Origin of the sequence: Nocardia pneumoniae NBRC 100136 (assembly GCF_000308755.1) — a bacterium.
GTDB lineage: Bacteria > Actinomycetota > Actinomycetes > Mycobacteriales > Mycobacteriaceae > Nocardia > Nocardia pneumoniae.
Map to the genome: position 1 here is coordinate 134,085 of NZ_BAGF01000016.1, position 14,316 is coordinate 148,400.

The 14,316-nt window shown below is 70.0% G+C and carries 1 protein-coding gene (cut by a window edge); it reads left to right on the top strand.

The window, feature by feature from the left end; translation table 11 throughout:
- On the top strand, positions 1 to 14,316 hold part of the coding region annotated (locus ON34_RS03965; protein WP_157172163.1) for a protein phosphatase 2C domain-containing protein (this coding region is incomplete at its 3' end). The annotated region continues 27,847 nt past the right edge of the window; 14,316 of 42,163 annotated nt are visible.

Sequence of the window (14,316 nt, forward strand, 5' to 3'; positions counted from 1 at the left end):
TTGGGTGGCGGTGTCGTCGCCGGGCACGCGGACACCGAGGCGCAGCGGGCGGAGATCCCGAACTCGCACGGCGATGCCGATACGCAACAGGTCACTGTGCCGCCGGACGAAGGTGACGCCGCCCAGCAGCTGGTTTCGCCGCAGGCGGATACCACCGATCCCGCACAGCCGCAGCAGACGCCGGAATCCACGGCGCGAGACGAGAACAACGTTCCCGACACGGCGTCGGATGACCCAGACCCGGCAACGCAGCAGCCGGATTCCGCTGACCCGGACCAGAACCAGACGACTCCGGATGAGGAGACCCGGACCGACTCCGACGACGATGTCCGCGGCACCCGGGACGACTCGGACAGCGACACCACGGCACGCCCTGACGTGGATGAGCCGGTAACTCCTGCGCCACAAACTCATTCGGACGACGGCGCGAACCGACCCGCGCCGGATGACGACGCGAACCGACCGGCGCCGGACGACGATGCGCAACAGGACCCGGATAGCGACGACAGCGACTCTGCCGACCCGGACGCCGATGACGAGCCCGGAACCCCGGACCCGGAAGGGGAACCGGACGGCGACCTCGGCGAATCGGATATGACCAACCAGTGTGCTCCGCAGCTGGTGGCCAAGGCCCAAGCCCGGCACCCGGGTGCGGATATCAAACCGATGGGGCATGTGGGCCTGGGTGGCACGTCCACTCAGGACCTCGAGAACCACATGGGCGCGCATCTGGTGGCATCCGGCACCAACCGGGGGGTCACGCCGCGGCAGGAGTCGATGCGGTTGCGGCTGGAGGCCGACAAGGAGCATGAGCGGCTGACCAGCATGGGCCACGGGATTCTGGGCCGGGCTCGCAGGCGCCTCAAAAGGGGCACCAGGCGGGCGAACAAGACCCAGCAGCAGCTTCGCGAGCAGCAGCGCCAGCTGGACCAGGAAATACAGGACCGCGACGCGGCGATAGCGGAGCTGCGAGGCAGGCAACGGCAGGCGCAGGTACAACTTCAGCGGCAGCAGGAGCTGTTGGACCATCGGCGTACGGGCCTCCAGCGGCAGCAGCTAGTGCTCGAGGGGCGGCGCAGGCTTTTGGAGGCGCAGCAACAGTCGCTGCGGCTCGACCCGGACGCCGCATTGCAGCAACCGGGCAGGCAACCGACGCCGGAAAACGATCCGGCGGCGTTGGCGGCGGCGTTGGCACAGGTGGACGTGGATGCGGCGGCGCTGGTGGAAGCACAGCGCGAGCTGGATCGGCGACAGCAGCGAGTGCAGCGAGAAGCCGAACAGCGTATGGCGGAGCTGCAGCAGCGCATCGAGGAACTGGAGAGTGCGCAGCAGCAATGCCTCGGGCGGCGGCAGAAGCTGCAGGGACGATTCGACCGGTTGAACAAGGTGGGCGAGCGGCTGCAGGCGCAGCAGCAGGCCGCCACCGCACAGGCGCAGCAGCTGACGACCCAGGCGGAATCGGAGCGGGATCGGTTGCACGCGTTGGCCGCCAGACGCAGGCAGCAGGACAAGTCGGAGTGGAAGCAGGTCTCGCCCGACGAGCATTTCATCGAACAGCTCGAGGAGCTGGGCGAAGGCGGCACGATGATCACGGTCTACGCCTTCGCCGAAGCGGACGAGCACGGGGTGATCGGCCACGGAGTCCTGCTGTACTTGGAAAACGGCGTGGTGATGGTCGATGACCCGGCCAAGGACGGGCCGGAAATATTTGATCCCGCCAATCCCCCCGCGCGCCTGCGTAACAAGAAGAACAGATGGGTTCTGAAGATTCGTCCCGACGGTTCCATGGTGGATCCGCTGGCCGCCGCGTCGGGTGCGGAAGAAGACGACGACGAGGATGAGCGGAAGCGCGGGGTGCGCTTCCTCCAGGGCCAGCAGCAGCGTGACGTCCAAGCGGCGTTGGAACGCGGGCTGGCCGCGCTGCGTGCCGAACACAGCCGTGCCGTCGACGATTTCGCTGCCGCGGCGCAGGCGGCTCGACTGACCCCGGAGCAACTCGACGCGCTGCGGGACCCGGCCAGGTTCGCCGACACGCTGGACAACCTGGGCGGAGTGACGGTCGACGACGACGCGTCCGTGGACGAGATGGTGCGGATCATCGACGCCAGGGACCGGTTGCGTACGGTGGTGCCGCACTATCACGAACTCAACCGCGCATTCGAGACACTCGGCTCGTTGCAGCAGCAGGGCGTCTCGCCGCAGCGGCAGATGCTGCTGCACGCGCACACCACCGCAGTGCTGGCGTGGGCGTCGTCGCTGAACCAGCTGGATACTTTCGTCGGGCGGATCCCGCAGGCACAGCTGCACCAGCTGCTGTCGGCGGATGCGGATCTCGACGCAGAACTGACCCGGCTGCGTGCCGAGGGTGTGCCCGCTGCGCAGCTGCGGCAGCTGGAAGCCGCGGTCGGGCGGCACCAGTTGATGACCGAGCGGATGGCGGCGGCGCAGGAGCGGCTGTCCCGGATCCCCGACCCGAGCACGCAGTCCGCGCGGGACCGAGAGGCCGCGCAGCAGCGCGCGAAGGCGCAGCAGCAGTTGACCGCGACGGTGACCCAGCTGACCACCCAGCTGGACACCGCGCGTCAGGAGATGGAAGCCGCCGCCGCGGCGTTGGACGTCGATGACGACACCCGCCTGGCGTTGTCGACGCCGGAATTCGACACGGAACTGACCCGGCTGCAGGACTCGTCGCACGAATGGCAGGTGCTGTCGGCGAACGTGCACTTCTACCATGAACTGGCCGCCCTGGTCGACCAGTGCACCGTCCTGCTCGCCCAGGTGCGCGACAGCGACCAGCATTCGCCGCGGTGGCTGGCCGCGGCCGCGTGGCATGCCACCTTGGCCACGACGTGGCTGACGGCGATGCGCGAGGCACGCGACGCGACGCTGGCCCGAGTGTCCGACTCCGAACTTGCCCAGGTCATCAGCGACGTGTTCGACTGGGCCGATTCGCTGCAGGCCAACTGGGCACGACTCGGCCGGGCGACGCTGGACCGCGGTTCGGTTGCCGGAGTGAGTGATCGGGGGCCGCAGCAGGATGCCAACCAGGATGCGATGGCCGCCGACGTCATCGTCGTGGACGGGCGCCCGATCCGCATGGCCATCGCCGCCGGTGGGGTGCCGGATTCCATCGACGGCCACCGCGCTGCCGAAGTGGCGGCCGCGGCGGCCCGGGCGAGCCTGCGAACGGCCTTGCAGCAACACGAGCCTGGTGCCCAGCTCACTGAAGAAGACCGGGCCCGCATGGTGCGCAAGGCCATCGACGCGGCGCAGACGGCGGTGCTGGAGCTGACCGAGCGGGAGTACGCCGATGACCGGGACCGGGCGCAACGGGCGATCGACGAGGGCGCCCCGATAGTCGTCACGCCGCCGCAGGCTTCCATCGCGGTGGTGTTGGTCGACCCGGGCCGCGACGGCGAGCCCGGGAATTACACCGCAGGCTGGGTCGGCAATAGCCGGGTCGACGTGCTCGACCCGGCCGACCCCGACGCCGCGCGGACGGTGACCTTCGACCACTCGCCGGTCGGGAACTTCATGGCCGATGCCGCGGGTGCGGCCGGGCATGTTGTCGCAGGCAGCGAAGCGGACGCGAACGTGCAACTCGGCCGCGACGGCCGGAAGCTCGAGCATGCACTCGGCTTCGGCGCGCAGAACGAGCAGGGCGACGGCACACGTGGCGGTCCGCCGGCGGAGGCGGGCCGCTACATCACCACCGGTGAGGTCTCCGACACTCAGGTACTGCTGGCGCGCACTGCCGGTCTGGGGGATGCCAACCGTGAAGCGCCCACGCTCGCCCAGGCTTTCGCCGACAACCCGGGCAACCTGCCCGCCGCGCTGGCCGACCTGGCCGATGGCGCCCGGGCCGCCGGGGCGGCGGGCAGCATCACCGGTGTCGCGGTGCTGTGCGCCACGACCGAGCCCGACCCGCCGGCCGAGCCGGAACCGGAGACCGGGCCGGAACCGGAGACCGAGCCGGAACCCGCGCCGCCGCGGCCGACGCGGGTTCTCGATGCGGCCCGGGTGCAGGTGGGGCTGGCCGACCTGGTCGGCTATCACGCTGCGCGCCAGACCATGACGGACGCGGCCGGCCAGGTGCGTGCGGCGCGTCAGCTGGACGAGGAGAGCTACGAGGACGGGCTCGCGGAACGCCCCGAAGACGACGGGCCGGGCCCGGAGGAGCGGCGGGTGCGGGGGGCGGCCCGGTCGGCGGTTGCCCGCTATCGGGAAGCGGAGCGGCGAGTCGGCGCATTGTTCGATCTGCTGGGTGCGGATACGCGAGACGGGCTTTCGGCGCATCAGCGGCAGCGGTTGCTGGACTTCGGCGCCGCGGTTGCGCAGTGGCACGCCGCGAACGATGAGATGTCGGCCGCGGACCCGGACACCGAGGTGGACGAGGCGACGACGCGACGCTACGACGAAGCCACCCGACAGGTCCACACCGCCGCACAGCGGCTGGCAGCCGATTCCGCGCTGCGCCCGCTCGCCGAGTTGGACGACGGGTGGGGCCCGGTCGCCCTTCCCGAGAACACCACGGTTACCAGCGATTCCACCGATCCAGTCGACCATTTCGACACCGACCTGGGGTCGATCTTCGGGGTCAGCGACAAGGGCGCGAACGCGAACAAGCAGCAGAACCAGGACTGGATGGACTCGGAGGTGGTCGACACCCCGGCGGGGCCGATCCGGATTTCGGTGGTGTGTGACGGCGTGGGATCGACGACCGACGCCCATCGCGCCGCTCGGGTTGCCGCGCGCGCCGCCCGTGCCCACCTGGCCTTTTTCGCGTTCCAGAGGCAGGGGGATTTCACCACCGCGCAGGCGGATCAGGCGATGCGGGAGGCAATCGACGCCGCGCAAGCCGCGGTGGTGAAGCTGACCGACGACGACTACGCCGACGACCCGAAGCCGCCCAAGACCACGATCGCGGCGGTGATCGTCAAGCCGGGACGTGACGGCAGGCCCGGGCAATACACGGCCGGTTGGGTCGGCGACACCCGGGTCCAAGTGCTGCGTGCCGACGGTGCGTCCGAGGCGGTGTCCCAGGACCATTCGGCGTTGCCGTACTACGTGCAGGCCGAGGGGATGACCCAGCGTCAGGTGCTGCAAGACCCGTACGCGCACGGTATCGCGTACGCGCTCGGCCCAGACGCCGGCCCACCGCCGCCGGACGACACCATGCACGCGAACTACGTCACCTCCGGTGAGGTGTCGGAGAAAGACATCGTGCTGGTCAGCACCGACGGGCTGTGGGGCACCAACCCGGAGCCCGACGAGATGGACATCGTCCTGGACGGCGGCCGCAACAGCGACCTGCGGAACATGGGCACCCGGCTGCTGAACCGGGCACTGCTCAACGGCGGGGACGACAACATCACCCTGGCGCTGGTGTCTTGTGCTCCGTCCGCCCCGCGCAGGCTGCCGCCGCCGCCCCTGGGGATTCCGGTCGGGTTCCGGCGGGCCTACCGCGTCTTGGCCGACGAATACGAGCGTGGCAGGGCCGACCTGTGGCGGCTGGCCGCGCAGGCGGGGGCGAACCCGGAAAACATGGCGGCGCCGGACCGGTTCGTCGCCGAGATGCAGCGGCTGGGCGACGACCTCGCCGAGGACGTGGAATTCCGGTTGGAAGTCGCGGCGCGTCATTTCCATGCGCTCGCCGGGCAGCTGCGCGGGTTCTGGCGGTGGCTCGACACGGTCGGCGACCGGCCGCCGGCGCAGTGGACCGATGACGACGCGGATTACCTTGCCGCGCTGTCGAATTGGTCGGCTTCGCTGGGAGAGTTGCGGACGGTGACGCTGTCCGGCGTCGACGAGGCATTGGCCGAGCAGCGCTACGATGAGTTGGCGCTGCTGCTGGAGCTGCCCCGCCCGGTCGGTGACGACGATCCGACCCTGAGCAACCCTGACGTGGCGGAGGCGGTGCGCCGCCATACGGAGGCGTGGCGCGATGTCCGCCAGAGTGTGCGGCAACTCGGCGACACCCGGTCGCTCGACGGGAGTCTGGAGATCCCGCCCGGGTTGCGGCGCGGGTACCGGATGTTGCTCGCCGAGCGGGACAGCGCGCGGGACGCGTTGCAGGGGTTGATCGGCTCACTGCCGGTCACCGTCGAGGACCTGGTGGGCGAGGACCACCACGGCGCAGTCGACGCGCTGCGCCAAATGGTGGCCGAGGCGTCGAGTGACCAGGACGTGCTGCGGCAGCTGATGGCCGAGGTGTCCGACCACCAGGATGCGCTGCGGCAGCAGATCGCCGAAGCGGCTGACCACCTACGTGTGCTGCGGCAGCAGATGACCGAGGGGTCCGACGACCAGGACGCGGTGCGGCAGCTGACGGCCGAGGTGTCCGACGGCGAGGACGCGCTGGGGCAGCTGACGACGGAGTTGTCCGACACCCAGGAGACGCTGCGGCAGCTTGCGACCGACCTGTCGAAGAGCGCGGAACTGGAACGCAGGCTCGACTGGCTGATCCACACCACGCAGCGATACCACCGGGCAGACGGCCGGGTGCGGGCCCTGGAGCAGCGCATCCGTACGCACGGCGACGGGGCGGACACGCTGGACGCGCAGCCGCGGCCGACGCTGGATCCGGATCACGGGTTCACCGATGAGCAGCGTGAGCGGGCGATGCGACGGTGGCGGACCATTCAGGCGTTCGCGCAGTCGCCCGCCGATGTCAGGGTCATGTGGGCGTGGACCGACCACGTGACCCGGCGGGCACTGATCCAGGCGATGCCCGAAGCGATCGCCCACATCGAAGGTCTCCCGCACGAGGTGCGTAACGAGGCGATGCGGTTGGTGTTGCACCGCGGCCGGGAAAGGTTGCGGCAGCAGACCGATGCGGATCCGCGTCAGCTGGCGATGGTGAATTTCCGGGTGGACCTGGTGACCGCGGCCGAGCGGTGGGCGGCGCAAGTGCCGGGGCATCCGGCGGTGCACCTCATCGGCCAGACCGGATCGATGATGGTGATCGGTGATCTGGACGCCGCGGAAGAAATCCGCTTCCACGCGGTGGACCACAACACCCAGGACCCGGTATCGACCTTGATGCAGGCTACGGCGGCCGCGATCGACGGCGTCGCGGTGGCCGAGCGGCCGACCGCGGCGGTGGTGTGGGTCGGGCCGGACGGTCCCGCCCTGGCCCAGGACGTGGCCGGAATGTTGAAAGACCGTGCCGATAGCGGTCTTTCGCTGCCGGATGTGGTGTTGGTCGGCCACGATGACCTGACCCCGCCGGATCAGCGGTTCGATGGAATCCCGCAGGTCGACCCGGACCTGGTACTGCGCGCGTGGGATGACGAGGCGCTGGCGGCGCATCGGGACCGTGTCGACATCGACGCGCCGGACCCGGGGGTCTCGCGCTGGGAACCGTCGCATCGGGTGGAAGGCGTTGCCAACAACTGCTTCCCGGAAGCGGCCCGGTTCGGGTTGGCGCGAGTGCTGGCGGCGCTGGAGCGGGATCCTGACGCCGATCCCGCGCTGATCGCCGATCTGCGCAACCGGTTGGCGATGGTGGAGCTGTTCGGGGTGCCGGAGCACGGGGTGCGGGGCGATCTCGGTGCGCAGCTGATGGGCGCGGACTGGGATCCGCGGGGGTTCGCGGACTTCGATGAGCTGGCGGCCGCGGTGCCCGAGGGTGGGGTGATGGTCGCGGCGGTGGCGTTCGACGGTTTCCAGCACCAGGGTGTGGTTGGTGCGCATGCGGTGGCGATCTACCGGGAGAACGGTCGGATCATGGTGCGCGATGGGAATCGGCCTGCGGTCGATTTCCAGTTGTGGCGGCAGGGTCTGTCCGGTGTGGTCGGGTTGCACGGCATCGTCATCAACGCCGACGGGTCACCCGCGCATCAGCTCGACGACAGCGGCCGGACGCAGGGGATGGCGGGTGCCGCGTTCCCGGTCGCGAACATCGGTGCACGGCCGGATGCTGCGGGCTTCGGAGCGGCTGCGCGCCTGGGTGTTCCGCGTGCCGAGCCCCCGCCGACGCCGGAGCGGACACAGCGCCTGCTACGGCAAGCGTTGGCCGACCTGACCGTGCAACGGGAGGTCGCGCGCGGCGCGATGGAAGACGCGGCGAATGCGTTGAACCTGGACGATGCTTCGCGGGTCACGCTGCGTTCGAAGAAGTTCGTCACCGAACTCAACCGTCTGCTGGGCCCCTCGCCCGAACTGCCGGCTGACCCGCCGAACAGCGTGCTGGACAATCCGTTGTTCAACCCGACGCACAGCCCGCCGCCCGGATGGGTCGAGTTGGCCGCGCACACGAACCATTACCACGAGCTGGCCGGTATGGCCGACCAGGTCGCCGTGCTTCTCGCCGAGGTGCGGGAGCGGCAACAGCATGCACCGGAGTGGCTCGCCGCGGCCGGACGATTTGCCGCCGCACTGCCGGAATGGTCCACTGCGGTGCACGCCGTGCGCGACGCGCACCTGAACCCGGTTGGCGAGGCCGAAGGACGCGCGCTCATCCGCCGGGTGAGCGCCGCGATCGACCCGCTGCAGGCGACGTGGGCGCAACTCGCCCGGGAAACCATGGACCTGGGATCCGTTGTCGGGGTGAGCGATCGCGGCCCGGACAAGAACGGGAACCAGGACGCGATGGCTGCCGACGTGATCGTCGTCGGCGGTCGTCCGATGCGGTTTGCGATCGTCTCCGACGGGGTGTCGCGGTCGGTGGACGGCCACCGCGCCGCGTCCGCGGCGGTCGCGGCGGCCCGCGAAAGCCTGCGCGCCGCACTGGCAGCGCACGACCCTGCCGCCCCGATCACCGACGGGCAGCGCAGGGACATGGTGGCCAAGGCTATCGACGCGGCACAGGCCGCGGTCATGGCGCTGACCGAGCGCGAGTACGCCGACGTTCTCGCGAAGGCTCAGGCAGATATCGCGGAGAATGCACCCTCGGACAAAATCACGAGGCCGCCGCAGGCCACCATCGCGTTGGTGCTGGTGGACCCCGGGCAAGACGGAAAACCGGGTCGGTACACGGCGGGGTGGGTCGGTGACAGCCGGGTCGACGTGCTCGACCCGACCGACCCGGGCAAGTCGCGGACGGTGACCTTCGACCATTCGGCCGTCGGGATGGGCATGCTCTTCGACGCGGCCGTCGCGACCGGTGCCGATATCGAGGATGTCGGTCATGTGGTCGGCGAAGCGGCGGCGAGCAGCGGCCCGTTGATGAACGCGCTCGGCTTCGGCATGCAGAACGCGGAAGGCTATGGCGCGCGCGGGGGCCCGCCGGTGCAAGGCGCGCAGCGCCACTACCGATATCTCAGCGACGGCGATGTCTCAGAGACCGACATCCTGTTCGTGCACACCGACGGTATCGGCGGCAAGAACCGGCAGGCACCGTCTTTCGCCCAGGCCTTTGCCGAGCACGACGGCGACCTGACCGCCGCGCTGGGCGCACTGGCCGACCTGGAATTGGACCAGGGCGAAACCGACAACATCACCGGTGTCGCGGTGCTGTGCGCGCCGACCGAACCCGGAGCCCACGGGCGGCAGCCGGTGGTCCCTAGGGACGTTGTAGGCAGGGGACTCTCGGATCTGGTCGAGTACCACCACGCGCAGCAGGCCGTGGCGAACGCGGCCGCGCAGGTGCGGGGTGCACGCAGGGCGGACCGCGACCAGGGATACCCCGTGGACGACAGGCCGGGGCCGCAGGAAAAGGTGGCTCGCCCGTTCGCATGGTCGGCAGTTCGCCGTGTTCGCGAACTGAGGGTTGGCGTCGACGCATTCGTCGACTTGTTGGGCGCCCAGGTGCCGGAAGGTCTGTCACCGCGACAGCGGCACGAGTTGCTTCGCTTCGCCGCCGTGGTTGCGGACTGGAGGCAGGCGCGCGCGGAGCTGCGGTTGACCGCTGCACCGGATGTCGCGCAGCGCTATGCCGAGGCCACGCAGCAGATTCAGCTGGCCGCGCAGCGGTTGGCCGCCGATCCCGTGTTGCGTCCGGTCGCCGAGTTCGACAGCAGGTGGAGTCGAGGACTTCAGCAAAGTCGTGAGACGCCCACGGGGTTCGGCGCCCAACCCGGCTCGACCGCCGACCTACCTGCCGATAGCGCGAATCCCGACCCGCGGTTGAGTTGGGGGTTGCGGGCTGCAGCCCCAACCCCCGATGTCGTCGCGGATACCGACCCGCTCGACCAGGTCGACATCGACCTGGGCTCGGTCGTGGGGGTCAGCGACCGGGGCGCGGCTAAGGAGCGCAACGAAGACAGCATGGCCGCGGCGGTGATCGAGACCCCTGAGGGGCCGGTCCGCATCGCGGTGGTGTGCGACGGTGTGTCCTCGTCGACGGACGCCCATCGTGCTGCCGAGGTCGCCGCGAAGGCGGCTCGGGATCACCTGGCGGAGTTCGCGAAACGGCTCGGCACCGAGCAGCGGCTGTCCACCGCCAACGCGGATCAAGCGATGCAGGGTGCGATCGCCGCCGCGCAGGCTGCGGTGGTCACGATGTCCGATCGCGAGTACCCCGACCACGACAACCCGCCGATGACCACGATCGCGGCGGTCATGCTGCAGCCGGGTCGGAATGGGCTGCCGGGCCACTATGTCACCGGATGGGTCGGAGACAGCCAGGTCCAGGTGCTGCGGACCGATGGCACGGCGGAGACCGTCACCACCGACCACAACGTGCTGAATCTGTACCTGCTGGCTGGGTGGACCGAGGAGCAGGCGGTAGATCGGCTACGTCGGGAGGGCCGGAATCCGTATGCCATTGCTTACGCCCTCGGCCGCGGTCAGGGCCCGCCGCCGCCGGATGCCCCGAACGGGCAGGGGACGTATGTCCGTTCCGGCACATTGTCGGAGACCGACGTCGTAGTTGCCCACTCCGACGGGCTATGGGGTACCGGCCGGCCGGACAGGATGGTCCAGGTGCTCGAAGGTGGGCGCGTCGGCGACCTGCCGACGATACGCGACCGCTTGCGGGACCGCTCGCTGGTCAACGGTGGCCACGACAACATCACCGTGGCAGTGCTGTCGTGCGCCCCGTCCGAGCCGCCGCCCCACAGGCTGCCCAGCCCAACAGGGGCGATTCCCACCGAAGCACGCGGTCTATACCAAATGCTGGTCGACGACTACGACCACGCTTGGTCGGAGCTTCGGGAACTCGCCGCGCAGATGCCGCCGGCGAGCCCGGACCATTTGGCGTCGCCGGACCGGTACCAGGACGAGCTGCGGTTCTTGACCCGCCTGCGGTCGGCACGCGCGGATGTGCCGATGCGGCTGGAGCTGGCGACCCGCAGTTTCCAGCAGTTCAGCGAACGAATCCGCGAGTTCCGGACATGGTTCGACAAGGTACGCGCCCAGCCGGTCTCGGCGTGGACCGACGCCGACACCGATTATGTTGCCGCGCTGTCTGAATGGTCTTTCTCCTTGCGGCAGCTGCGGGAAGCCGAGTCGGCTCACCTGCTGCGCGCGGATCATCCGGAGGTGACGGCTGCGCAACGCCGTCTCGAGGCGGCCGCGGACGATCTCCGGTCGGCGCAGTGGCAGCTCACCGCCAGCGTGTCCTCTGAAAGGGGCAGGGAGATCCCGCCTGGGTTGCGCACCGGGTACCGCGCGCTGGTCGCCGACCGGCGCAGCGCGGCGCGGGCATTGATGGACGCGATCGGGCTGCTGCCCGCTGACACCATCGAGCAGCTGTCGGTTCATGACGCGGAGCTGGCGGGTGCCAACTACCACGAAGCCCTGGGCAGGCTGAGGCGATTCCTGGCGGATAAGAGCCAGTTGGCGGCGGCCCTGGCACCGGGTCAGGAACTGCCCGCCGCGGACCGGGAGCGCATCAACCGGGTGCAGTGGTTGGTCAGCGCCGTGCGCCGATATCACCTGGCCGTCGATCGGGTACGGGCCTTGGAACAGCGCATCGAAGCGCAGCGGGGCGGGGTGGATTCCGTACGCGGCCAGCCGCGCCCGGCGCTGCCCGAGGACCCGGGGTACACCCAGCGGCAGTACAACCGGGCGCTGGATCGGATGCGCGGCATCCGGAGGTGGGCGCAATCGGCGCACGATTACGCGGTCGCGTGGGAATGGACCGACCCGGACACACGGCGGGCGCTGATCCAGGCGACGCCCGAAACAGTGGCCAGCACCGAAGGTTTCCCGCGCGCGGCGCGCGACGAGGCGATGCGGCTGATGTTGCGCCGCGGCCGGGGGGAACTGGCGGCGCCGGGCTCCCGCACCCCTGAGCAGCAGCAACAGTCGACACTGGTGAACTCCCGGGTGGACCTGTTGGCCGCCGCCGAACGATGGGCCGCGCAGGTGCCGGGACATCCGGCGGTGCAGATGATCGGCACCACCGGCACGCTGCTGGTGATCGGCGACTTGGACGCGGCGGAAGTCGTGAGCTTCCATGCGGTGGACTGGAATTCCTCCTCGCCGGACGATACGTTGCAGCGGGCCACCGCCGCCGCGGTCGGTGATGTCGCGGCATCCGAGCGGCCGACTGCTGCGGTGGTCTGGATCGGACCGGACGGCGCAGCCTTGGCGCGGGCGGTGGCCGATATGCGGGCCACCCGGGCCGAAGCCGGACTGCCCGCGCAGACCGTGCGACTGGTCGGCCACCACGACACCGTCTCTGCCGATCCTCGGATGCCGACCCGCGCCGCGGACCCGGACCTGGTGTTCCACGCCCGCTCCGACGAGGCACTGGCGGACCATCGCGACCGGGTCGTCGCCGAGCACCAGGACCAGGGCATCGCGGCGTGGCTGCCCTCGCATCGGGTGGAAGGCGTTGCGAACAACTGCTTCCCGGAAGCGGCTCGATTCGCGCTGAACCGGGCGCTGGCGGCCCGATTGCGGGTTACGGGTGTGCACCCCGATACCGACCCGGTGGTCGCCGATCTGCGTAGGCGGATCGAGATGCTCGAGTCGATGTCCGCGCCGCGGAACGGGGTGACCGGCGAGCTCGGCGCTTTCTTGGTGGGCGCGGACTGGAATCCGCAGGGGTTCGCGGACTTCGACGAGCTGGCCGATGCGGTGCACGAGGGTGAGGTGATGATCGCGGCGGTGGCGTTCGACGGTTTCCAACGCGAAGGTGTGGTCGGTGCGCATGCGGTGGCGATCTACCGGGAGAACGGTCGGATCATGGTGCGCGATGGGAACCGGCCTGCGGTCGATTTCGAGTCGTGGCGCCAGGGCCTGTCCGGTGTGGTCGGGTTGCACGGCATAGTCTTCAATGCCGACGGGGCCGCGGCGGTGTCGCTCGGCGTGGACGGCCGCACCCGGGGGGTGATGGGTAAGGCGTTCGCAATCGCGAATATGGGCGCGCGGATGCCCCGCGGTCCCAATGCCCTGCTGGAGCGCGGCGACGCCGGTCCGGGGCCGGGGCTGGCCCGGCTGCTGAACGAGGCCGAAAACCGGGTACCGGGTTTGGCTGCCGCTGTTCGCCTGCAACTGGAGTCGCGCCGTGCGGACCTCACCGCGCGTGGGGAATGGGTGGACCCGCGTCTGGTGCTGTGGCCGGATTCCTCGGCGCGGGTCACCTGGGATGCCCAGCTTGTCGCGGTGCGCGGGCGGTTGGCCGAGCTGCTCGGGGTGTCGCCAACGGTGTTGGCCGACGACGTGTTGGTCACCCAGGAACTGGCGGATCTGCGCGACCGGACCGACAAGTCCCCGGAACTCGCGGCGGCGTCGTGGGAATTCCGCTGGCGGCACGAGACCACGCGACTGCTGCATCGGATCGACCGAATCCAGGCGCGGTCCAGCCGGATCGCGGAACTCCAGCGGCGACTGCGTGCGACTGAAGCCCAGGTCCGGGCAGGCGCAGGCACCGAACCGTACCGCCGGTTGGCCGCCCAAGTAGCCCGGCTGGAGGAACTCGCCGCTGACCGGAGACGGTTGGACGTCGAGGCGACGGCGTGGGGTGAGCACCTGAGCCGAGCGGCGCAGCGCCGGATGCAGACGGAGCTGGGCAGTGCCTACGAGAACACCGGCATGCTGTTGTGGGCATTACTGGACACCGACACCCCGCCGGCGCGACTGCCCCGCGCGGAGCTGATGGCCCTTGCCCAGGTACCGGCCGAGCTCGCCGGTCGTGACGTGCTGAACCCCGCCGAGCAGGTCGTGGTCGAGCGTGCCCGGTTGGCCACGGAATTCCTGGAACTGCGCGACCAGCTCGAATGGGACCGCGAACTCGACGGGCACGCCACCACCGCCCGGGTACTCGACGACCTGCTCGACAGCGGCTTGGCCGAGGCGCTGCGCGACCAGGAGCGGACCCCCGTCGCGCGACGCGGCGAGGTGGGTCCGGAACTGGTCCGCGCCCGCCGCGACGCCGCCGCCGACCGCTTGTGGTATCGGCAGACCCAGATCGCGAAGAATGGT